The organism is Streptomyces sp. NPDC104381 (assembly GCF_055583745.1).
Genome location: NZ_JBVJNK010000014.1, coordinates 16177 through 38350, shown reverse-complemented (window position 1 = coordinate 38350; position 22174 = coordinate 16177). Strand labels below are relative to the sequence as shown.

Here is a 22174-nt window from a genome sequence, read left to right as displayed (position 1 = left end):
TGAGCGGCCCGCCCGTCCTCATGCCGTCCCGGTACTACGCGCCCAGCAGCGTCCGCACCCGGTCCGCCCCGACCGCGAGCAGCAGCGTGGGCAGGCGCGGCCCGGTGTCCCGGCCGACGAGCAGCTGGTACAGCAGGGCGAAGAAGGAGCGCTGGGCGGCCTTCAGCTCGGGCGTCGGCTTGGCGTCCGGCTCCAGACCCTCCAGCACCTTCGGTACGCCGTAGACGAGCGTGGTCAGCCCGTCCAGCGACCAGTGCGAGTCGAGCCCTTCGAGCAGCAGCCGCAGCGACTCACGGCCCTGGTCGTCCAGGGAGCCGAGCAGCTCCTTGTCCGGCTCGCCCCGGACGATGGTGCGGGCCTCGGCCGGCACCTGGGTGGTGATCCAGCTCTCCGCGCGGTCGAGCCGGGGCCGCGCCTCGTCGAGCGAGGTCAGCGGATTCTCCGGGTCGAGCTCGCTGAGGATGCGCAGCGTCTGGTCCTCGGCACCGGCGGTGATGTCGGCGACCGAGGCGAGCGTGCGGTACGGCAGCGGGCGCGGGGTGCTGGGAAGCTCCCCGGCGGCCGTGCCGACGGCCCGGGCGTACGCGGCGGCGTCGGCGGGCAGCACCGTGCCGTCGGCCACCTTGCGGGCCAGCGAGTCCCACTCGTCGTACAGCCGCTGGATCTCCTGGTCGAAGGCGATCTTGAAGGACTGGTTCGGCTTGCGGCGCGCGTACAGCCAGCGCAGCAGCGGCGCCTCCATGATCTTCAGCGCGTCGGCCGGGGTCGGCACGCCGCCCTTGCTGGAGGACATCTTCGCCATGCCGGAGATCCCGACGAACGCGTACATCGGGCCGATCGGCTGGACGCCGTCGAAGACCTCGCGCACGATCTGGCCGCCGACGACGAAGGAGGAGCCGGGCGAGGAGTGGTCCACGCCGCTGGGCTCGAAGATCACGCCCTCGTAGGCCCAGCGCATCGGCCAGTCGACCTTCCAGACCAGCTTGCCGCGGTTGAACTCGTTGAGCCGGACCGTCTCGGCGAAGCCGCACGCCGAGCAGGTGTAGTTCAGCTCGGTCGTGTCGTCGTCGTACGCCGTGACGACGGTGAGGTCCTTCTCGCAGTTGCCGCAGTAGGGCTTGTACGGGAAGTAGCCCGCGGTGTTCGAGCTGCCGTCATCCTCGTCCGCAGCGCCGGAGCCCTCGGCGGCCTCCAGCTCGGCCTCGTCGACCTTCTTCTGCTGCGGCTTCCTGCCCTTCGCCCCCGCCGCGCCGTCCTTCTTGGTGCGGTAGCGGTCCAGGACGGCGTCGATGTCCGCGCGGTGCTTCATCGCGTGCAGGATCTGCTCGCGGTAGGTGCCCGCGAGGTACTGCTCGGTCTGGCTGATGCCGTCGTACTCGACACCGAGCTCGTCCAGGGCCTGGGTCATGGCGGCCTTGAAGTGCTCGGACCAGTTCGGGTACGCCGACCCGGCCGGGGCGGGCACCGAGGTCAGCGGCTTGCCGATGTGCGCCTGCCAGGAGTCGTCGACGCCCTCGACGCCGTTCGGCACCTTGCGGTAGCGGTCGTAGTCGTCCCACGAGATCAGGTGGCGCACGGTGTACCCGCGGCGGCGGATCTCGTCGGCGACCAGGTGCGGGGTCATGACCTCGCGGAGGTTGCCCAGGTGGATCGGGCCCGACGGGGAGAGGCCGGAGGCGACGACGACCGGTTTGCCAGGCGCACGTCGCTCCGATTCGGCGATGACATCGTCCGCGAAGCGGGAGACCCAGTCGGTCTCGGTGCTGCTCTGACTCGAAGCCACGGTCGGCACGTCCTTCTCTCGTGTAGGACTCGTAGGGGCGACCCCCATCAGGGGCGCCCCCCATTCTCCCAGGTACCACCCGCAGCGCGAAAACGGCTTTACACCCCGTGGAATACTGGAGAGATCCTTTGTCCTCTACCGAAACGGCAGCCGGCTCATGGCCTCGGTCCCTTCCCTCGCTTCCACGCTCCAGCAGCAGCTGGCGGACGCCCTGACGGCAGCTCTGCCGGAGGCCGGCACCGCGGACCCGCTGCTGCGCCGAAGCGACCGGGCCGACTTCCAGGCCAACGGGATCCTGGCGCTCGCCAAGAAGCTCAAGGGCAACCCGCGCGAGCTGGCGGCCAAGGTCACGGACGCCCTTCCGGCGGGTGAGCTGATCAAGGACATCGAGGTCTCGGGCCCCGGCTTCCTCAACGTCACGCTGACCGACGGGGCGATCATCCGGACGCTCGCCGCGCGGGCCGCCGACGGCGACCGGCTCGGTGTCCCGGTGAAGTCCGCCCCGGGCACCACCGTGATCGACTACGCCCAGCCCAACGTGGCCAAGGAGATGCACGTCGGCCACCTGCGGTCGGCGGTCATCGGCGACGCGATGGTCCAGATCCTGGAGTTCACCGGCGAGAACGTCGTCCGGCGCCACCACATCGGCGACTGGGGCACCCAGTTCGGCATGCTCATCCAGTACCTCTTCGAGCACCCGGACGAGCTGAAGCACGAGGGTGACGAGACGGACGGCGAGGCGGCGATGTCGTCGCTGAACCGGGTCTACAAGGCGTCGCGGGTCCTGTTCGACTCCGACGAGGAGTTCAAGGCGCGGTCCCGTGACCGGGTGGTGGCGCTCCAGGCCGGTGACCCGGAGACGCTGGCGCACTGGCAGCGGTTCGTCGACGAGTCGAAGATCTACTTCTACTCCGTCTTCGACAAGCTCGACATGAAGATCGACGACCCGGACATCGTCGGAGAGTCCGGCTACAACGACATGCTCGAGGAGACCTGCCGGATCCTGGAGGAGACGGGCGTCGCCGTCCGCTCCGAGGGTGCGCTGTGCGTGTTCTTCGACGATGTGAAGGGCCCGGACGGCAACCCGGTCCCGCTGATCGTCAAGAAGACCAACGGCGGTTACGGCTACGCGGCGACCGACCTCTCCGCGATCCGCGACCGGGTCCAGGGCCTCAAGGCCGACTCCCTGCTGTACGTCGTGGACGCCCGGCAGTCCCTGCACTTCAAGATGGTCTTCGAGACGGCCCGCCGCGCCGGCTGGCTGAACGAGGACGTCAAGGCCCACCAGCTCGCCTTCGGCACGGTCCTCGGCAAGGACGGCAAGCCGTTCAAGACCCGTGAGGGCGTCACGGTCCGGCTGGAGGACCTGCTCGACGAGGCGGTCGAGCGGGCCACGGCCGTGGTCCGGGGGAAGGCCGAGAAGGTGGGCCTGACCGAGGAGGAGATCGTCGAGAACGGCCGGTACGTCGGCGTGGGCGCCGTGAAGTACGCGGACCTGTCGACCTCCGCCGTGCGGGACTACAAGTTCGACCTGGACCAGATGGTGTCGCTGAACGGCGACACGTCGGTGTACCTCCAGTACGCCTACGCCCGGATCCGCTCCATCCTGCGCAAGGCGGGCGACGCGAAGCCCGCCGCGCACCCGGAGCTGGAGCTGGCCCCGGCGGAACGTGCGCTGGGTCTGCACCTGGACCAGTTCGGCGAGGTCGTGGCCGAGGTGGCCGAGGGGTACGAGCCGCACAAGCTGGCCGCGTACCTCTACCAGCTGGCCTCGCACCTCACCACGTTCTACGACCAGTGCCAGGTGCTGAGCGACGAGAACGCCCCGGAGGTCGTCGAGAACCGGCTCTTCCTGGTCGAGCTCACCGCCCGCACCCTGCACCAAGGCATGAAGCTGCTCGGCATCAGGACGCCCGAGCGTCTCTGACCCCCGGCTGCCGCACGGGCCCGGCCCGGATCATCCGATCCGGGCCGGGCCCGTGCGCATTCCTCCGGCCGGTCCGGCCGGCCGGTCCGAGCCGGCCGGCCTGAGCCGGCCGGTCGGAGCGGGTCAGTCGGAGCGGGTCAGTCGAACGCCGCGGCGAACATGCCGGCCTCGTAGGAACCGCCCTTCTGGTGCGTGATCACGGCGAGCCGGTTGGCGGCGTTGATCAGGGCGACCAGGCAGATCAGCGCGGCGAGCTGGTCGTCGTCGTAGTGCTTGCGCACCTGGTCCCAGGTCTCGTCGGAGACTCCCTGGTGGGCGTCGGCGAGCCGCGTGCCCTCCTCGGCGAAGGCCAGCGCGGCCTGCTCGGCCTCGGTGAACACGGTGGACTCCCGCCAGGCGGCGACCAGGTGGAGCCGGACCGCGGTCTCCCCGGCGGCCGCGGCCTCCTTGACGTGCATGTCGATGCAGTGACCGCAGCCGTTGATCTGGCTGGCGCGCAGCGACACCAGCTCCTGTGTGGACTTCGGCAGCGACGACTGCTGAACGACCAGGCCGGCGCCCGCGAACCGCTTGGCGAACCGGGAGCCGATCCCGTTCTCGAACAGGTTGAACCGTGCGTCCATGACGTCGTCCTCTCTCGGGGTGGTGCACTGGACGGACACAAGACCCCGGCGGGCCGCCGCGTGTGACAGAAGGAGCTGTGACCTGCGCCACCGCGCGGTGATGTCACAGAACGGGGGCGGCCGGCGTCCTGTGCCCGTGAACCGTCGAGCGCGAACAGGCAGGAGCACCCAGGTGGACAGCGGACACGAGCACACGGAGGACGCGCGGGACACGGCGGGGCGGACCGGTGCGGACCCCGCCACCGAGGCGTTCGTCACCCACCGCAATCTGCTGTTCACCGTCGCCTACGAGATGCTCGGCTCGGCCGCCGACGCGGAGGACGTCCTCCAGGAGACCTGGCTGCGCTGGGCCGGCGTCGATCTCGGGACGGTGCGGGACCGGCGCGCGTACCTGGTCCGGATCACCACACGGCAGGCGCTGACCCGGCTGCGGACGCTCGGCCGCCGCAAGGAGTCGTACGTCGGCACCTGGCTGCCCGAGCCGCTGCTCACCTCACCCGATGTGGCCGAGGACGTGGAGCTGGCCGACAGCGTCTCGATGGCGATGCTGCTGGTGATGGAGACCCTGACACCCAGCGAGCGGGCGGTGTTCGTGCTGCGCGAGGTGTTCGCCTTCGGGTACGACGAGATCGCGGACGCCGTGGGCAAGAGCCAGTCAGCGGTCCGCCAGATCGCGCACCGCGCGCGGGACCACGTCGCGGCGCGCCGGCCACGCGGGACGGTGCCCCCGTCCGAGACCCGGGAGGCGCTCGACGCGTTCCGACGGGCCGTCGAGACGGGCGATGTGCAGAGCCTGGTCGACGTCCTCGCCCCGGAAGTCGTCCTCCTGGGGGACGGGGGCGGAGTGAAGCAGGCCATCCTCAGGCCGGTCGTGGGCGCGGACAAGGTGGCCCGGCTGCTGGTCGGCGGGCTGGCCAAGGTCACCGAGCTGTCGCTGAGCCCGGTTCAGGTCAATGCCGCCCCGGCGCTGGTCCTCCGGCTGGACGGGGCGCTCGACAGCGTCATGGCGGTGCGCTTCGACGACGGCCTGATCACCGGGCTCTACGCCGTACGCAACCCCCAGAAGCTGTCGCACATGGAACGCGAGACCGCGCTGCGCCGCTGAGCCGGGTCCTCCGCCAGCCCAGTCACTCCTGTCCCTCCTGTCACTCCTCTCCCTCCGGCACCCACTGGGCGGTGTCGGGGCGGTAGATGTAGCTCGGCCGGGTCTTGAGACTGCTCGTACGGAACGGCTCGCCCCGGTCGTCGATGCGCAGGGTCCCGCTCCGGCCGCCGCTGGTCCACTCCAGCTCCAGGTACCAGGTCACGTCGTGCCCCTCCACGTGCGCGTCGATGTGGAACACCTCGACGTCGGTGGAGCTCACCCGGTACGGGAAGTCCTTCGCGGGCACGACCACACCGGCGTCCTCCCCGGCGACGGGCTTCGAACGCGGCCGGCTGTCGTCCAGGTCGATGTCGAAGGTCTGTGGCGTGATGCCTCCCCCGCAGCCGTTCCCCATCGAGTACGCGTTCCAGGGGAGCGCCGCGTTGCGCCCCAGCACCCGCACGTGCAGCGCGTTGAGCACGACCGCCTCGCCGGACGTCCCCTGGAGCGTGAGGGCGAGCTTCATGTCGCCTCCGTCCACACCCCCGAGCGCCCGCGCCCAGCTACGGCGGTCCTGGGGCGAGGGGTTCGGGGGGACGTCGTCGGGCTTCTCGTCGAGGAGGTAGTACTGCCCGCAGGGCTCCTCCCAGTTGTACGAGCTGATGGTGGCGTGCACGGGTACGCCACCGCCCTGCGGCCCCTGCGAGGAGGGCGAGGGGGTGGCACTGCTCGTGGCGGCGGGTGAGGAGGCCGCCGTCCGGTCGGGCGTCGGCGACGGGCTGACGCTGCTGCTCGGCAGGGCGCTCCCGGTCGCCCTGCCGGTGGGGACGACCGGGGCGTTGCTGTGCGCCGTCTCCGCCCGTCCGTCGTCGGTGGCCTCGTCGCGCCCGAGGCTGTGGAAGGTGAGGGCCAGGGGGACGGTGAGGGCCACGACCGCCACCGCGGTGAGCAGGACGCGCAGCTTCCTGGAGGCGCGCCGGCGGGGAGCGGGTACGGCGCCGGGGCGGCCGGACTCCTGCGGCGTCACGTCCTCCGGCACGGGTCCTTCCGGCGATGCCGCTTCCGGTGCCGGTGCCGGCGTTGGTGGTGTTGCTGATGCCGGTGCCGGTGCCGGCGTTGGTGGTGTTGCTGATGCCGGGCCCGGGTCCGGTGTCGGCGTCCGCCCCTCCGCCGGTTCCGCTTCGGGGCGTGGATCTGATTCCGCTTCCGCCTCCGCCTCGGCTCTCTCCGGGGACGTGCCCGGTTCCGGCTTCCGCGCGCCCCGGCGCTTCGCCTCGTCGGCCAGGATCCACTTCCGGTGCAGCGCCACCAACTCGTCGGCGGAGGCGCGGCAGACACGCGCGAAGCGCTCGACGGGCGCGTACTCATGCGGGACCGCGTCACCGTTGCAGTACCGGTGCACGGTCGAGGTGCTCATGTGCAGCTTCTGGGCGAGCGCTCCGTAACTGAGCCCGGACCGCCCCTTCAACTCCCTGAGCTGCGCCGCGAACTCCTGGATCTCTGGGGCCATCTGGACCGTTTCTCCTTCTCTCCGTTCCCGGAACGCGTTCCAGGGACGTGGTGTTCACGCAGGTCAGAGTAGGTGCGAGCGTTCCAGCGTCCCGCATGCCCGGCCGGCCGTTGCGACGGAAATCCGGGCCTGGACAAGATGTGGACACACCGCGGCGTTCCCCACGATCCGCACATCCCACCCTCGTCCGTCCCGGGAGCCGCCATGCGTACCCGACCCGCGCTCAGCCTGACCGACGCGGTCGCCGCAGTAGTGCTGATCGGCTGCGTCGCAGTCGTCGTCGCACTCCTGCGGAGCACCTGATCACGCGTCACCGACCAGTACACCCGCCCGCACGTCAGGGTGCCAAACGGCGCCCCGGGCACCAGCCACACCGAACGGGGAGAACCACTCATGCGTAACCTCCACTTCCGCCGCACCGCCCGCACCTCCGTCCTCGGCGGGGCCGCGCTGCTCGCCGCCCTCGCGCTGACGGCCTGCCAGGGAGGCGACACGGCCGCCGCGGACGGCGCCGCCGACTCCGTGTCTCAGAAGCCGGCCTCCGGCACCTCGGCGGCCCCCGCGTCGGACAGCACGACGACCGACGGCTCGGGCACTTCCGGCTCCGATTCCGGTTCCGTTTCCGGTTCGGGCTCCGGTTCCGGCACCGCCAAGGAATCCGGTTCCGCCACCCGCGCCCCGGCGGCCGAGCAGCCGCAGGGGGACACCGGCAGCGGGTCCCTGCCCACGTGCACCGGCGCGAACACCAAGCTCACGATCACGGGCGTCCAGCGCCCCGTCAACCACATGCTGCTCACGGTGACCAACACCGGCTCGAAGGCCTGCAACGCCTTCTCCTACCCGTTCCTGAAGTTCGGTGAGGCGCAGTCCGTCCCCCCGGTCGTCGAGGACAGCAAGCCGCAGGCCGTCGTCACGGTCGCCCCCGGTGAGTCCGCCTACGCCGGCGTGCTGACCTCGTCGGCCGACGGCAGCGGCTCGGGCGGCTACTCCACCCGGGACCTGGCCGTCGGCTTCCAGAACAGGAACTCCGGGTCCGCCGGCGGGATGGTGGACGTCCCGCTGGGCAAGGACGTGTACGTCGACAGCACCCTGACCGTCACGTACTGGCAGACCGAGATGGACAACGCCCTCATGTACTGACCCTCGCGAACGGGCGTGGCACCGGAGGTCCGGTGCCACGCCCGTTCCGCCGTCGGCGGACCTCCCGGCCCGCTACGGTCCACGGATGCGCATGTATCTTTCGTCCTTCCGGACAGGGGACCACCCGGAGCGGATGCTGGCCCTGCTGCACCGGCCGCCCGCCACCGACGTCACGGTCGCCGTGGTGGCCAACGCGGTCGACGCCCTGCCGGACAGCGAGCGCGAGGCCGCGGTCGAGCGGGAGCTCGGGGCGCTCTCCGCGCTCGGGTTGCGGCCGGTCGAACTCGACCTGCGTACGTTCTTCGAGCGCCCCGCGGAACGGGTCGCGGCCGCTCTCGCCGAGTTCCCCCTGGTCTGGGTGCGCGGCGGCAACGTGTTCGTCCTGCGCCAGGCCATGGCCCGCAGCCGGGCCGACCGGGCCCTGGTGGACCTGTTGCGGCAGGACGCGCTCGTCTACGCGGGCTACAGCGCCGGCGCCTGCGTCCTGGCCCCCGCTCTGCGGGGCCTGGAGGAGTGCGACGCCCCGGAGGCGGTGCGCACCGCGTACGGCGACGAGGCCCGCTGGGACGGGCTGGCCCTCCTCGACCACGCCGTGGTGCCCCACATCGACTCGCCCGGGCACCCCGAGACCGAGATCCTCGGCATCGTGGCCGACCGCTACCGCGCCGAAGGCACCCCCTGCCGGACCCTCCGCGACGGTCAGGCCCTCGTGATCGACGGCCCCACCACCCGCCTCTACTGACCGGAGGTGTCCGGCCCGGCGTGCAGGACGTCCCGGGCCTGGTCCGCGGCGCGCGTGATGCTCTCGGTGACGAACGCCATGAAGCGGGCGATGTTCTCCAGGCGGACGGCCGCCGGGGTCCCGGCGCCCAGGATGCCGACGCCCTGCTGCGCGGTCTCCACTATCTGGGCGCTGGACCGGGCGCTGGCGACCATCGACTGGTACCAGACGTCGTTGTCGACGATGTAGCGGTCGCGGCGGCGTTCGTCCCGCTCCCGCCGGATGAAGGCCTGCTCCTCCAGGTACGCGACCGCCTTGGAGATGGAGGCCGGGCTGACCTGGAGGTGCCGGGCGAGGTCGGACGCGGTGAGACTGCCCGAGTCGGTGATGACGAGACAGGCCAGCACCCTGGACATCATCTTGGGCATGCCCGACTGCAGGAGGGCGGCGGTGAGCACCTCCTCGAACGCGCGCACCGCCTCGGCGTCGCGCCCGTCGGCCTGCCGGGGTGCCGTCTGCCCCCGGGGTGCCGCCCGACCGTTCCTGGCGGCGCGATGGCCGGTGGCGCGCTGGGCGAGATCGGCACGGTAGGCGGTGGGACCGCCGTTCCGCATCACCTCACGGGTGATCGTCGACGTCGGACGGTCGAGGCCTCTGGCGATCTCCGCGTAGGCCTGGCCGTCGGCCAGCCCCAGCGCGATCTGCTGGCGTTCCTGCTGGGTGAGTCTGCCCCCGGGCATCCGGTCTCCCTCTGGTGGTCCGCGAGAGCCCCAGCATAGCGTTCACCCTCATCTCATTGCAACGAATCACGCTCGGTTCGTTGCATTAGCCTTAAGCCCATTGCAATGAAATCTCTCATCTACCTGCAATAACAAGGGAAGTTCACTGCAACGCGATTGCCGGAACAGTGAATGCAACGTAGCGTTTCTCTCATCGGAAACACCAACCGAAGGAGCCCACGATGCACACGTTCCCCACCCCCGCCCCGGTCACGGTCATCCTCGACATCCCCGCGGGACGCATCCAGTTCATCGCCGCGGACCGGGCCGACACCACGGTCGAGATCCTGCCCGCGAACGCCTCGAAGAGCCGGGACGTGAAGGCCGCCGAGCAGACCGAAGTCGTCTGCGGCGACGGCGTCCTGCGCATCGAGGCCCCGGCGGCGTCGAACCGGGTCCTCGGCAGCTCCGGGTTCGTCGAGGTCACCGTCCAGCTTCCCGCCGGCTCCCGCGTCGAGGCGAAGGCGGCCAGTGCCGACTTCCGGGGCGTCGGACGCCTCGGCGACGTCACCTTCGAGAGCGCCCAGGGCTCGGCCAAGCTCGACGAGACCGAAGGCGCCCACCTCACCCTCCAGGCGGGCGACATCACCGTCGGACGCCTGGGCGGTCCCGCACGGATCAGCACCCTGAAGGGCAACCTCCGTATCACCGAGGCCGTACGCGGCACGGTCACGCTGCGCACCGAGGCCGGCGAGATCTCCGTCGGCGCCGCTCGCGGGGTCTCCGCCTCCCTCGACGCCGGCAGCGGCTACGGCCGGATCCACAACACGCTCATGAACGCGGACGGCGCCGACGCCGCCCTGAACATCCACGCGACCACCGCCCACGGCGACATCACCGCCCGCAGCCTCTGAGGAGTTCCCCATGACCGACCTGGCCATCGCAGCGAACGGGCTGCGCAAGTCCTTCGGCGACAAGACCGTGCTCGACGGCGTCGACCTGGCCGTCCCCGAAGGAACCGTCTTCTCCCTGCTCGGCCCGAACGGCGCCGGCAAGACCACCGCCGTGAAGATCCTCTCCACCCTCATCAGCCCGGGTCCGGGCTCCGGCGACATCCGCGTCGGCGGCCACGACCTGGCCACCGACCCCCAGGCGGTACGGGCCGCGATCGGGGTCACGGGGCAGTTCTCCGCCGTCGACGGCCTGATCACCGGCGAGGAGAACATGCTCCTCATGGCGGACCTGCACCACCTCTCCCGCAGCGAGGGACGGCGCACCACCGCCGAACTGCTGGAGCGCTTCGACCTGGTCGAGGCAGCGAAGAAGCCGGCCTCCACCTACTCGGGCGGCATGAAGCGCCGCCTGGACATCGCCATGACGCTGGTCGGCGGCCCGAGAATCATCTTCCTCGACGAGCCGACCACCGGCCTCGACCCCCGCAGCCGCCACACCATGTGGGGCATCATCCGGGAACTCGTCTCCGACGGCGTCACCGTCTTCCTCACCACCCAGTACCTGGAGGAGGCGGACGAGCTCGCCGACCGCATCGCGGTGCTCCACGACGGCAGGCTCGCCGCCGAGGGCAGCGCCGAGGAACTCAAGCGGATCGTCCCCGGCGGACACGTCAGGCTCCGCTTCTCCGACCCCGCCGCGTACCGGAGCGCGCTCTCCGCCCTGAACGACGTCACGGGCGACGACGAGGCGCTGTCCCTTCAGATCCCCAACGACGGCAGCCAGCGCGCGCTGCGCTCCGTCCTCGACCGGCTGGACTCGGCCGGCATCGAGGCGGACGAACTCACCGTGCACACCCCCGACCTCGACGACGTCTTCTTCGCCCTGACCAGCAGCACCAGCGTCCCCGACCAGCCCAAGGAGACCGTCCGATGAGTTCCCTCTCCCTCGCCGTGCGCGACTCGTCCACCATGCTGCGGCGGAACCTGCTGCACGCGCGGCGCTACCCGTCGCTCACCCTGAACCTGCTGCTCACCCCGGTCATGCTGCTCCTGCTCTTCGTGTACATCTTCGGCGACACGATGAGCGCGGGCATCGGCGGCGGGGACCGCTCCGCCTACATCGCCTACATCGTCCCCGGCATCCTGCTGATGACCATCGGCTCCACCATGGTCGGCACCGCGGTGTCCGTCTCGGCGGACATGACCGAGGGCATCATGGCCCGCTTCCGCACCATGGCCATCCACCGCGGCTCGGTGCTCTTCGGACACGTCGCGGGGAGCGTCCTCCAGGCGGTCGTCAGCGTCGTACTCGTCGGCGCCGTGGGCGTCGCCATGGGGTTCCGCTCCACCGACGCCTCCGCCCTGGAGTGGCTCGCGGCCTTCGGGCTGCTGGCGCTGGTCGCCCTGGCGTTCACCTGGATCGCGGTCGGGATGGGCATGGGCAGCCCCAACGCCGAGGCGGCGAGCAACAACGCCCTGCCGCTGATCCTCCTGCCGCTCATCTCCAGCGCGTTCACCCCGATCGAATCGATGCCCGGCTGGTTCCAGCCGATCGCGGAGTACCAGCCGTTCACCCCCGCCATCGAAACACTGCGGGGGCTCCTCCTCGGCACCGAGATCGGCAACAACGGGTGGATCACCATCGCCTGGTGCCTGGGCCTCACCGTCCTCGGCTACCGCTGGTCGAAGGCCCAGTTCGACCGCGACCCGAGGTGACCGGGGCCGCTCTTCAACTCCTGGAGGAGGAGAGCTGTTCACGTACCCACGCATGACCAGGATTGACGTGCGGCCGGCCGTCCACGAAGACGGTCGGCACCGTCTCGTTCCCGCCGTTGGCCTCGCGCACCACCGCCGCACCCGCCGGGTCACGCCAGATGTCGACCCAGTACAGCCGGCGGGCGTTGCGGCCCAGCCGGATGCGCAGCCGTATGCAGAACTTGCACCCCGGCCGCCAGTAGACGACCGGCCGCCCGTCGGCCGCGCTGCGGCTCCGGGCCTCCAGCGCACCGATGGACCGCGGGAAGATCAGCGGCGAGTTCACGCCCGCGAGCAGCACGAACAGCAGCAGGAAGACCACGGCCCGGCCGGGACTCCCCTGGGAGAGCTGCCCGGCCGCGACGGCCGCGCCGCAGAGCACCAGCAGGGTCGGCAGTATCCACGCGCGCATCATGGTGACGCAGGCTATATCCCCACCGAGCAGACCGCTCACGGGCCGCTCAGGGACCGCTGGCTCAGGGCTCCTTGACGATCACGCGCTCCGCGCCGGGTATCCCCTTGGCCCACCAGTGCCCGTAGCGCCCGTAGACCGCCGGATCACGGCCGGAGAGCAGTGCGGACAGCTTCTCCGCCTCCTCGGTCAGCCCCTGCCACTCCGCCTTGCCTAGCCTGTGGAAGGCGGTCAGTTCCAGCCCGTCCCCGGCCACCCGCCACACCCCGGCGACCTGCCCGTCCACGAGCAGGCAGGGCAGCACATCGCCGTTGCGGCGGACGACCAGCGGCCGGTACTCCTCGGGCACCACCCGCCCGGCACCGGCATGGGACAGCAGCGTGCTGTCCCACATCGGCAGGAGCCGCGGCGGAGCCGGGGTGTCCTCAGGGGGCACGGTGGCGTCCGCCAGGTCGTACAGGACGGAGCGGCCGGGGCCCGCCACCCGCACCACCCGGCCGTCGAGCTCCCCCAGCGCCTGGGTGATCGGCGGCCGGTCCAGCATGGTGAACCGGGCGAAGTCCTGGGCCGACGCCGGCCCGAACGCCCCCAGATAGGCGAGCAGCAACTTCCGTACCCCGGCCGCCGCTTCCTCCCGTGGGACGTCCCCGGGCGCGGCGAGATAGCTGTTGCGCTGCGTGAAGGACCACGGTCCACCGGCCGGCGCGTGGTGCACGGGCGCATACGTGCGCAACGCCCACCACACGCGGTGCGCGTGCTCCCCGAACCGCGCGGTGAACTCGCTCTCGACCTCGGCGCCCGTACGCGGCCGCTCCAGGAACCCGGCGAGCTCGGGGAGCAGCGCGTCCGCCTCGACGTCCGTCAGCCCGGTCGCGGCGAAGCGGCGGTCGTACAGCCGCGACGACCGCAACCGGCCCACCATGGCGGCGTGGTACGGCGCGTAGTCCTCGGCGTGGACGGCGTGCAGGGTGATCCGCATGAGGGACGCCTTCACGACCCGGCGCTCCGCGAAGGCCGCGTCCAGGTCCTCGGGCGCGAAGTCCCGCACCCGGTTCCACAGCGCCAGATACGGAGAGGCCGGAGACTGCGCCTGGAGAGCGCAGACCCGGCGCACCGCCTCCGCCACATCGAGGCGCTGCCGCTCCAGCAGGAGTTGACGGTCCAGGGTCGCCAGGACGAGCCGGCGGGCGGAGAGACTCATGGCCCGGGATTATGCCTCCCGGTGGCCGGTCGGGCGGGCCGTCCGCACCACCGGCCGAAGCCTGAGTACGAGTGCTCATGTGCGGCCCCGCTCCGCCGCGTTGACTCGTCCGCATGCCGGAAGACCTCCAGAACCCCCGCGCCCCGCACGCCTGGGCCGGGCCGCTGATCTCCACACTCGTCACCCTGCCCGCGGCGGCGCTGGCGCTGTTCTTCGGCGGCTTGTCGCCCATGGCGTGCGACTCCTGCGACGGCGCACGGGCCGACCGCTTCACCGACTCCTTCAACGCGGCGTGGGCCGTCCTCTGCACCGGTCTCGTGCTCTCCCTCGTCGTCCTCGTGGCCGGCTGGGTCCTGCCCTGGCGCCGACGGTACGCCGCCGCCCGGGTGCTCCTCTGCGTGGCCGCGCCCGCCGTCGTCTGCGTCGCCGTCGTGGCGTTCACCGCACTCGTCGACTGGCCCTGACCTCGGACGCCCGGCGGCCGGCGGGCCCGGTCCCGGCCGGCGCCGGGACGTTCCGGTGGCGCCCGGGACGGCGTGGGCCAGGGTTTCGCGGAGACGACTCACCTACGCTCCTCCACGAAAGCCGAATCCAGGAAAGCCGAATCCGGGAAAGCCGAAAAAAGTCCGGCCGCCGATGTCGAGATCCGGTGACCCGCTCCGTCCCCGTAGTGAACGCGACCACGAGGGGTCGCACCGCCGAGGAGGAACACGATGGCGAAGTACCTGCTGCTGAAGCACTACCGGGGCGCACCCGCCGCGGTCAACGACGTGCCCATGGACCGGTGGGCGCCGGAGGAGATCTCGGCCCACGTCCAGTACATGAACGACTTCGCGGCCAGGCTGGAGAAGTCGGGCGAGTTCGTCGACGGTCAGGCGCTCGCCCCCGAGGGAGCGTGGGTCCGCTACGACGGCGAGGGGCGCCCGCCGGTCACCGACGGACCGTTCGCCGAGACCAAGGACCTCATCGCCGGCTGGATGATCATCGACGTCGACAGCTACGACCGCGCCGTGGAGCTGGCCGGAGAGCTGTCGGCGGCCCCCGGGGCGGGCGGTGAGCCGATCCACGAGTGGCTGGAGGTACGCCCCTTCCTGACCGAGCCGCCCACCATCACGGAGTGACCTCACCGATGGACGAGGCCCTGCTCAGAAGCCTCACCCCGGGTGTACTCACCGTCCTCGTCCGCCGCGGAGCAGACTTCGCGGCGGCCGAGGACGCCGTACAGGACGCGCTCGTCGAGGCGCTCCGCGTCTGGCCGGACGGCCGGCCACAGGACGCCAAGGGCTGGCTGGTCACCGTGGCCTGGCGCAAGTTCCTCGACGCGACGCGCGCCGACACCGCCCGCCGCCGGCGTGAGGGCCGCGTCGAGGAGGAGCCCGCCCCCGGGCCCGCGACCGGCGTGGACGACACGCTCCAGCTCTACTTCCTGTGCGCCCATCCGTCGCTCACCCCGGCCTCGGCGGTCGCGCTCACGCTGCGCGCCGTCGGCGGGCTGACCACCCGCCAGATCGCGCGGGCCTATCTGGTGCCCGAGGCGACCATGGCACAGAGGATCAGCCGGGCCAAGCGCACCGTCTCCGGCGTGCGCCTGGACCGGCCCGGCGACGTCGCCACCGTGCTGCGCGTCCTCTACCTGGTCTTCAACGAGGGCTACTCCGGTGACGTCGACCTCGCCGCCGAGGCCATCCGGCTCACCCGGCAGCTCGCCGCCCGCATCGACCATCCCGAGGTGGCCGGGCTGCTCTCCCTCATGCTGCTCCACCACGCCCGGCGAGCCGCCCGTACCGCCTCCGACGGCAGCCTGGTGCCGCTCGCCGAGCAGGACCGCGGCCGCTGGGACACCGTGACGATCGCCGAGGGCGTCGGGATCCTCCAGGCGGCCCTCGCCCGCGACCGGCTGGGCGAGTTCCAGGCGCAGGCCGCCATCGCCGCCCTCCACGCCGACGCGCCCACCGCCGAGGAGACCGACTGGGTCCAGATCGTCGAGTGGTACGACGAACTGGCCGGGCTGACCGACAGCCCCGTCGTCCGGCTCAACCGCGCGGTCGCCGTGGGCCAGGCCGACGGACCGCACGCCGGCCTGGCCGCCCTCGCGGAACTGGACGCCGCGCTGCCGCGCCGGACCGCGGCGGCGGCGTACCTCCACGAGCGCGCCGGCGATCTGGCGACGGCGGCGCGGCTGTACGCCGAGGCGGCCCACACGGCATCCGACCTCGCCGAACGCGACCACCTGACCCGCCAGGCGGCCCGGCTCAACGCCCGTCGGCACCCCCGCCCCTCACCCCCCGAAGCGTGAACTGGCCACCGGGCCCGACGACCGCAGCCCCGCCCGGTCGCCCCGGAGCCAGGTGCCCCGCACGGCCGCGACGAAGTCCGTGAGCTTCTCGACGGGGTCGGCGGGCGTCTCCCCGTCCCCTCCGTCCGGCGTCGGGTCGGCGCCCACGATGTCGGCGGCGATCTCCGCCTCCGGCCGCCCGTCGGCCTCCCCGCGCTCCGCTCGGCCGTCGTCACCGAGCCGAAGGATCTCCCCCCACGGGGCCACGACCGACTGGTGGAGCAGCGTGACGCTGTCGGCGGCGACGGCGGGCGGGTCGGTCCAGCAGCTCGCGTGCTCGTGCAGCACCTGGCCCGGCGCACGGCGCAGGAGTCCCGCGATCACGTCGGGTCCCTCCTCGTGGCACGCGGTGTCGTCGAGGTCGTACGCGATGACGACGGTGTCCTCCCGTCCCTCCTCGAAGGGCAGCGCGGGCAGGCTCAGCACCTCGGCTGCCGCCAGGCCCAGGATCCTGCTCCCCCGGTCCGGCAGCAGGGACACCGATCGCGGCCGCACCCCGGCGGCCGCCAGCACCGCCTGGAGCCGCAACAGGCCCTGCAGGCACTGGTCGTGGGAGTCCTGGAACCAGGCGTACCGGCCGGTCATCCCCGCGTCGTAACCGTGCGGGGACAGCGTGCTCAGCACGGTGCCGCCCATGACGTACTGCCAGCCACGCAGGTCCGCGTGGTCCAGCAGGCTCGCCGGCCCGGCGGACGCGGCACGCTCCAGGACGCGGTTCTGCCGGTCCCGTGCACCGAGCCAGACGTCGTCGGCAGGGGCGCCCAGACGTGCGTGGTGACGGCGGGCCAGTTCCAGGTCGCCCGCCAGGACGGCGTTGAAGACCAGGAGGTAGCGGTCGGGCCAGTCACCGAGGCCGTCCTCGTGGGCGAGCAGTGCCTCCACGGCATCACGGTGCCGGCCCTCGCGCTCGTACGCGGAGACCAGTTCACGCAGCAGGCCGACGGAGTCCGGCGCCAGGCGCAGGGCCTCCCGCAGCGCCGGTATCGCCAGGTAGGACACACCGCGCTCGATGCACGCGTACCCGTAGTCGTACAGCGGGCGCACCCGGTCGGGCTGCGCCGCCAGTGCCGCGGCGGCCTTGCGCAGGTCGTCGAACCCGGCCGACTCCGCGGCCCGGCCCACCACCGCCGCCACCTCCCCCAGCGGCGCCGCGGGCGCACGCCTCAGCTCCTGGAGCGCACCGGGGACATCACCTCCGTCGAGGCGCTCCCAGGCCGCGGCCAGGTCGGGGGATCGGGGACGGCGGTTCCTGCGCGAGAACATGCGGGCGATCCTCGCCGCAACCGTGCGTGCCCTCAACCGAATTGATCTCCCCGCACGGCCTGTCCCCCATGCGAGCTACACGCAGGTGTCCACCGTGAGGTGACGATCCGCGGACGCCCGCTCCGTAGCGTTCGAGGCGCCGCGGCACCTCGGTCGCGGCACCGGTGAAGGAGCGTTCATGAGGTTCATATGGCAACTGCTGGCCGTGGCGGCCATATCCGCGATCGGCGGCCAGACCGTCGCGGCCGTGGAGGGCAGTCCCTGGCTCCAGCTCGTGCTGGGGCTGCTGACCGCCGTGGCCGCCGTACTCGTCTACGGCTGGGTGGTCCGCAGGACCGAGCACCGCCCGTCCACCGAGGTGGCCCGCGAGGGTGCGGCGCCCGCGTTCGGCCGGGGGCTGTTCATCGGCTTCGCGATGTTCGGCGCCGTCATCACGAACATCGCCGTCAACGCGCACTTCGAGGTCGACGGCCTGGGCTCGGTCACCGGTGCCCTCGGACTGCTCGGCTTCATGGCGGCCGCCGCCGTGACCGAGGAAGTCCTCTACCGCGGCGTCCTGTTCCGGATCATCGAGGAACGCACCGGCACCTGGATCGCGCTGGTCCTGACCTCGGTGGTGTTCGGCGCCTCGCACCTGCTGAACCCCGACGCCTCCCTGTGGGGCGCCATCTCCATCGCGGTCGAGGCCGGCGGCATGCTCGCCGCCGCCTACGCCGCGACCCGCAACCTCTGGGTCCCCATCGGCCTGCACTTCGGCTGGAACTTCGCGGCGGGGGGCGTCTTCAGCACCGAGGTCTCCGGCAACGACACCCCGCAGGGCCTCCTGGACACCGCCACCTCGGGCCCGACCTGGGTCACCGGCGGCGCCTTCGGCCCCGAAGGGAGCGTGTACACCGTGCTGTTCGGCGTACTGATCACCCTCGGCTTCCTGTGGCTGGCCCACCGGCGCGGCAACCTCGTGCCCCGCCGACGCCGCGCCGACCGGGCCGCCGCCACCACTACACTTCCCCGGTGACCGGACTTCCGCGGATCCAGGAGCTGTGGCGCCGGTCCGGCGCCACCCTCTGGTATGTGCCGCTCGCCCTCGGCCTGTTCGGCGCCTCGCTGGTCTACCACAGCAACGGGACGGACGTCGGCGGCCTGCCCAACCGCCCCTTCGACGCCCTGGCCGTCGTGGCGATCGCCCTCCAGAGCCTCCCGCTCGCCGGGCGCCGACGGTGGCCGGTCAGCTGCTTCACCCTGGTCTCGCTCGGCTTCGCGCTCGACCAGCTCCGCGGCTACCACACGCTCGCGGGCACCGCGCTGCCCATCGCCCTGATCAGCGTGGCCTCCCAGCTGGAACACCACCGGCGCACCACCGCGATCGCCTTCACCGCGGCGTACGTCCCGTTGGCCGTCGCGCTCGACGAGATCGGCCCGGGCCAACCGCCCAGCGAGTACGTGATGTTCTACCTGGCGGTGGCCCTCGCCTGGGGCGTCGGACTGTGGCTCCGCTCCACCCGGGCGGCGGAGGCCGAGCGCCGCCGCCGCGTCGCCGAGGACACCCGTACCGCCGAACGGGCCCGCATCGCCCGCGAACTCCACGACGTCGTGACCCACCACGTGACGGCGATGGTCGTACAGGCCGAGGCGGCCCGCTATCTGACCGCCGCGCCCGACCGCCTCGACCAGAGCCTGACGGCCGTCACAGACACCGGCCGGCGGGCCATCACCGACCTGCGGCACCTGCTCAACCTCCTCAACCCCGACCACGGCACCGACGCCACCCCGGCGCCCGTCGGCAGACTCCTCACCCTCGTCGAACAGACCCGGCGGGCCGGGCAGCCCGTGGAGTTCACCGAGGAGGGCACCCCCGCCGAGTCGACCGGCAGCGCCGACCTCGTCGCCTACCGGGTGGTGCAGGAATCCCTGACGAATGCCCTCAAGTACGCTCACGGCAGCGCCACTTCGGTCCGCGTACGCCACTGCGACAAGGAGATCACCGTGGAGGTGAGCACGGACCGCGCCCACGCGAAGGCCCCGCTCACCGGCGGGAGCGGACGGGGCCTGGCCGGCCTCCGCGAGCGCGTCGACGTCCTGGGCGGCGACTTCCACGCGGGCCGGCAACCGGACGGCGGCTTCACCGTCCGGGTCCGCATACCTGCCGGGAGCCCCTCGTGACCGACCCCGTCCGCGTCCTGATCTGCGACGACCAGGTGCTGATCCGCACCGGGCTCTCGACGATCGTCGACGCCCAGCCCGACCTGGAGGTGGCGGGCGAATGCGGGGACGGGCGGACCGCGGTGGACCTCGCCGGGAAGCTGCGCCCGGACGTCGTGGTGATGGACATCCGCATGCCGGTCCTCGACGGCATCGCGGCCACCCGCCTCCTCGCGGGCGCCGGGGTGGAGCACCCCGTCAAGGTCCTCGTGGTGACGACGTTCAACCTCGACGAGTACGTCTACGAGGCGCTGCGCGCCGGAGCCAGCGGGTTCCTCCTCAAGGACGCACCGCCGGACCGGCTGCTCCACGGCATCAGGACCGTCGCCGCCGGCGCCGCCCTGCTGGACCCCGAGGTGACCCGCCAGCTGGTGGGCCGCTACGCCGCCCGGATCCGGCCCACCGACGACAACGGCCCCGACATCCCGCTGACCCCGCGCGAACTGGAGGTCCTGCGCCTCATCGCGGACGGCCTGTCCAACAACGAGATCGCCGCGTCCCTCGTGATCAGCCGGGAGACGGTCAAGACGTTCGTCTCCCGCATCCTCACCAAGCTCGGCCTCCGCGACCGCGTCCAGGCGGTCGTCTACGCGTACCGCCGGGGCCTGGTGTCCTGAGGCCCCCGGTCAGCGCCCCAGCTTCTGTGCGACCTCGGTCGCCCAGTACGTCAGGATCATCCGCGCACCCGCGCGCCGGATGCCCGTCAGGCTCTCCAGGATCGCCGCGTCCCGGTCGATCCAGCCCTTCTCCGCGGCGGCCTCGATCATCGCGTACTCGCCGCTGATCTGGTACGCCGCGACCGGCACGTCCACCGCGTCGGCGACCTTGGCGAGGATGTCCAGGTAGGGGCCGGCCGGCTTGACCATGACCATGTCGGCGCCCTCCTCCAGGTCCAGCGCCAGCTCGCGCAGCGACTCCCGGATGTTCGCCGGGTCCTGCTGGTACGTCTTGCGGTCGCCCTGCAACGAGGAGCCCACCGCCTCGCGGAACGGGCCGTAGAAGGCGGAGGAGTACTTCACGGTGTAGGCGAGGATCGACACGTCCTCGTGACCGGTCTGGTCCAGCGCGTCGCGGATCACCCCGACCTGGCCGTCCATCATCCCGCTGGGCCCCACCACATGGGCGCCCGCGTCGGCCTGGACCTGGGCCATCTCCGCGTACCGCTCCAGGGTGGCGTCGTTGTCGACGCGGCCGTCCCCGGTCAGCACCCCGCAGTGCCCGTGGTCGGTGAACTCGTCCAGGCACAGGTCGGACATGACGATCAGGTCGTCGCCCACCTCTTCCCGGACCGCGCGCAGAGCGACCTGGAGGATGCCGTCCGGGTCCGTCCCCGCCGTGCCCCGGCCGTCCTTCTTCTCGTCCAGCGGGACACCGAACAGCATGATCCCCGAGACACCGGCCGTGACCGCGTCCACGGCGGCCTTCCGCAGCGTGTCCAGGGTGTGCTGCTGCACGCCCGGCATGGCCGAGATGGCGACCGGGGCGTCGATGCCCTCACGCACGAACGCGGGCAGGATCAGGTTCGCCGGATCGAGCCGGGTCTCGGCGACCATGCGCCGCATGACAGGGGTCGTCCGCAGTCGGCGGGGGCGCGAACCGGGGAAGTTTCCGTAGTCGGTCATCCTTCGAGACTAGACCCGCACACATCACCGGTTTACCGACACCCGAGCCGGAAAAAGAGCGGTCCGGGCGCCCCTCCGGGGAGCGGTAAATGCGTCGACAGGGCACCGGTAACCCCGGCAGAGTGCTCGCCCGTGACGAGCAGCGAACTGTGGAACCACGAGACCGCCGACCGCTACGACGCCGAGGAGGCACCGAGATCCACCGCCGCCTTCCTCGGACCGACCCTCGACTTCCTGTCCGGCCTCGCCGGGGACGGGCGGGCCCTGGAGTTCGCCATCGGCACCGGCCGTGTGGGCATCCCCCTCGCAGAACGCGGCGTACCGGTCACCGGCGTCGAACTGTCCGAGCACATGGCCGCCGTGCTCCGGAGCAAGATCGACGAGGACACCCTCCCGGTCCACATCGGGGACATGGCCACCACGGTCGTCCCCGGCGCGTTCACCCTGGTCTACCTCGTCTACAACACCATCGGGAACCTGCTCACCCAGGACGAGCAGGTCGAGTGCTTCCGCAACGCCGCCCGCCACCTGGAACCCGGCGGCCGGTTCGTCGTCGAGCTCACCGTGCCGCCGCTACGGCTCCTGCCCCCGACGCAGGAGGCGGTGCCCTTCGACGTCTCCGACCGGCACCTCGGGTTCGACACCTTCGACCTGGTCGGACAGACCCTCGTCTCACACCACTTCACCCGCGACGAGGACGGCCGCTACCGCCGCGGCTCCTGCCGGCAGCGCTACGTCTGGCCCGCGGAGCTCGACCTCATGGCACGGATCGCCGGGCTGGAGCGGGAACTCCGGGTCGCGGACTGGGACGGGACACCGTTCACCCAGGACTCCACCGGCCACGTCTCCGTGTGGCGCAAGCCGGACTGAGACCCGGAGCCCCGCCGCATACGGGTGAGGGCCGGCCCACCTCCCCAGGAGGCGGGC

22 protein-coding genes are annotated in these 22174 nt (G+C 71.8%); 14 read left to right on the top strand and 8 right to left on the bottom strand.

Going from position 1 to position 22174, the window contains the following annotated elements; all coding sequences use genetic code 11:
* Positions 1-34: 34 nt before the first annotated feature.
* A complete protein-coding gene (gene lysS / locus ACZ607_RS34365; RefSeq protein WP_469741713.1) occupies positions 35-1792 on the bottom strand; it encodes a lysine--tRNA ligase in 1758 nt (585 codons plus the stop codon).
* Between the two features lie 148 nt (positions 1793-1940).
* On the opposite strand from lysS, the gene argS reads away from it, so the two are divergent.
* Entirely contained in the window at positions 1941-3710 is a 1770-nt protein-coding gene (gene argS, locus ACZ607_RS34360; RefSeq protein ID WP_469741711.1) for an arginine--tRNA ligase, read from the top strand.
* 137 nt (positions 3711-3847) lie between these two features.
* Here argS and ACZ607_RS34355 read toward each other — a convergent pair whose 3' ends face one another.
* Positions 3848-4333 (bottom strand): carboxymuconolactone decarboxylase family protein, encoded by a 486-nt coding sequence (locus tag ACZ607_RS34355; protein ID WP_469741706.1) that lies wholly within the window; start codon positions 4331-4333, stop codon positions 3848-3850.
* A 172-nt stretch (positions 4334-4505) separates the two neighbouring features.
* Between ACZ607_RS34355 and ACZ607_RS34350 the strand changes: the two genes are divergently transcribed.
* Positions 4506-5438, top strand: a complete 933-nt coding sequence (locus ACZ607_RS34350; RefSeq protein WP_469741703.1) for an RNA polymerase sigma-70 factor — start codon at positions 4506-4508, stop codon at positions 5436-5438.
* A gap of 40 nt (positions 5439-5478) precedes the next feature.
* Here the strand turns inward: ACZ607_RS34350 and ACZ607_RS34345 are convergent, their stop codons facing one another.
* Positions 5479-6927, bottom strand: a complete 1449-nt coding sequence (locus ACZ607_RS34345; protein WP_469741700.1) for a helix-turn-helix domain-containing protein — start codon at positions 6925-6927, stop codon at positions 5479-5481.
* Between the two features lie 393 nt (positions 6928-7320).
* Between ACZ607_RS34345 and ACZ607_RS34340 the strand changes: the two genes are divergently transcribed.
* Entirely contained in the window at positions 7321-8067 is a 747-nt protein-coding gene (locus ACZ607_RS34340; protein WP_469741698.1) for a DUF4232 domain-containing protein, read from the top strand.
* 85 nt (positions 8068-8152) lie between these two features.
* Positions 8153-8809 carry a Type 1 glutamine amidotransferase-like domain-containing protein gene (locus tag ACZ607_RS34335; protein ID WP_469741696.1) on the top strand — a complete coding sequence of 219 codons (657 nt, stop codon included), beginning with the start codon at positions 8153-8155 and terminating at the stop codon, positions 8807-8809.
* Here the strand turns inward: ACZ607_RS34335 and ACZ607_RS34330 are convergent.
* A complete protein-coding gene (locus ACZ607_RS34330) occupies positions 8803-9528 on the bottom strand; it encodes a helix-turn-helix domain-containing protein (protein ID WP_469741694.1) in 726 nt (241 codons plus the stop codon). The two genes, ACZ607_RS34335 and ACZ607_RS34330, sit on opposite strands and share 7 nt — an antisense overlap.
* Before the next feature lie 221 nt (positions 9529-9749).
* Between ACZ607_RS34330 and ACZ607_RS34325 the strand changes: the two genes are divergently transcribed.
* Genes ACZ607_RS34325 through ACZ607_RS34315 form a run of 3 tightly spaced genes read left to right on the top strand, consistent with a single transcriptional unit; the run spans position 9750 to position 12176 of the window.
* The gene (locus ACZ607_RS34325; protein WP_469741692.1) at positions 9750-10421 is read left to right on the top strand and encodes a DUF4097 family beta strand repeat-containing protein; all 672 of its coding nucleotides are present in this window, start codon (positions 9750-9752) and stop codon (positions 10419-10421) included.
* 10 nt (positions 10422-10431) lie between these two features.
* Entirely contained in the window at positions 10432-11394 is a 963-nt protein-coding gene (locus ACZ607_RS34320) for an ATP-binding cassette domain-containing protein (RefSeq protein ID WP_469741690.1), read from the top strand.
* The gene (locus ACZ607_RS34315) at positions 11391-12176 is read left to right on the top strand and encodes an ABC transporter permease (RefSeq protein WP_469741687.1); all 786 of its coding nucleotides are present in this window, start codon (positions 11391-11393) and stop codon (positions 12174-12176) included. Before ACZ607_RS34320 ends, ACZ607_RS34315 begins: the two co-directional genes overlap by 4 nt.
* Positions 12177-12189: 13 nt before the next feature.
* Here ACZ607_RS34315 and ACZ607_RS34310 read toward each other — a convergent pair whose 3' ends face one another.
* Positions 12190-12630: a glutaredoxin domain-containing protein gene (locus ACZ607_RS34310; protein ID WP_469741685.1), complete on the bottom strand. Its 441-nt coding sequence runs from the start codon at positions 12628-12630 to the stop codon at positions 12190-12192.
* Between the two features lie 61 nt (positions 12631-12691).
* A complete protein-coding gene (locus ACZ607_RS34305; RefSeq protein ID WP_469741683.1) occupies positions 12692-13828 on the bottom strand; it encodes a winged helix DNA-binding domain-containing protein in 1137 nt (378 codons plus the stop codon).
* A 113-nt stretch (positions 13829-13941) separates the two neighbouring features.
* Here ACZ607_RS34305 and ACZ607_RS34300 point away from each other — a divergent pair, with 113 nt between their 5' ends.
* The 3 genes from ACZ607_RS34300 to ACZ607_RS34290 all read left to right on the top strand — a co-directional run bounded on the left by ACZ607_RS34300 (position 13942) and on the right by ACZ607_RS34290 (position 16124).
* Positions 13942-14292 (top strand): hypothetical protein, encoded by a 351-nt coding sequence (locus ACZ607_RS34300; protein WP_469741681.1) that lies wholly within the window; start codon positions 13942-13944, stop codon positions 14290-14292.
* Between the two features lie 249 nt (positions 14293-14541).
* Positions 14542-14949 carry a YciI family protein gene (locus ACZ607_RS34295; protein ID WP_469741680.1) on the top strand — a complete coding sequence of 136 codons (408 nt, stop codon included), beginning with the start codon at positions 14542-14544 and terminating at the stop codon, positions 14947-14949.
* An 8-nt stretch (positions 14950-14957) separates the two neighbouring features.
* On the top strand, positions 14958-16124 hold the full coding sequence (locus tag ACZ607_RS34290) for an RNA polymerase sigma factor (RefSeq protein ID WP_469741912.1): 1167 nt from the start codon (positions 14958-14960) through the stop codon (positions 16122-16124).
* Here the strand turns inward: ACZ607_RS34290 and ACZ607_RS34285 are convergent.
* A complete protein-coding gene (locus ACZ607_RS34285) occupies positions 16107-17426 on the bottom strand; it encodes a hypothetical protein (protein ID WP_469741678.1) in 1320 nt (439 codons plus the stop codon). The two genes, ACZ607_RS34290 and ACZ607_RS34285, sit on opposite strands and share 18 nt — an antisense overlap.
* Positions 17427-17604: 178 nt before the next feature.
* Between ACZ607_RS34285 and ACZ607_RS34280 the strand changes: the two genes are divergently transcribed.
* Genes ACZ607_RS34280 through ACZ607_RS34270 form a run of 3 tightly spaced genes read left to right on the top strand, consistent with a single transcriptional unit; the run spans position 17605 to position 20242 of the window.
* Entirely contained in the window at positions 17605-18441 is an 837-nt protein-coding gene (locus ACZ607_RS34280; RefSeq protein ID WP_469741676.1) for a lysostaphin resistance A-like protein, read from the top strand.
* Positions 18438-19586 (top strand): sensor histidine kinase, encoded by a 1149-nt coding sequence (locus ACZ607_RS34275; protein WP_469741674.1) that lies wholly within the window; start codon positions 18438-18440, stop codon positions 19584-19586. The genes ACZ607_RS34280 and ACZ607_RS34275 overlap by 4 nt, the downstream gene beginning before the upstream one ends.
* Positions 19583-20242, top strand: a complete 660-nt coding sequence (locus ACZ607_RS34270; RefSeq protein ID WP_469741671.1) for a response regulator — start codon at positions 19583-19585, stop codon at positions 20240-20242. Before ACZ607_RS34275 ends, ACZ607_RS34270 begins: the two co-directional genes overlap by 4 nt.
* A gap of 9 nt (positions 20243-20251) precedes the next feature.
* On the opposite strand, the gene hemB is transcribed toward ACZ607_RS34270, so the two are convergent.
* Positions 20252-21247 carry a porphobilinogen synthase gene (gene hemB / locus ACZ607_RS34265; RefSeq protein ID WP_469741669.1) on the bottom strand — a complete coding sequence of 332 codons (996 nt, stop codon included), beginning with the start codon at positions 21245-21247 and terminating at the stop codon, positions 20252-20254.
* 132 nt (positions 21248-21379) lie between these two features.
* On the opposite strand from hemB, the gene ACZ607_RS34260 reads away from it, so the two are divergent.
* The gene (locus ACZ607_RS34260) at positions 21380-22117 is read left to right on the top strand and encodes a class I SAM-dependent DNA methyltransferase (protein ID WP_469741667.1); all 738 of its coding nucleotides are present in this window, start codon (positions 21380-21382) and stop codon (positions 22115-22117) included.
* Positions 22118-22174 lie beyond the last annotated feature (57 nt).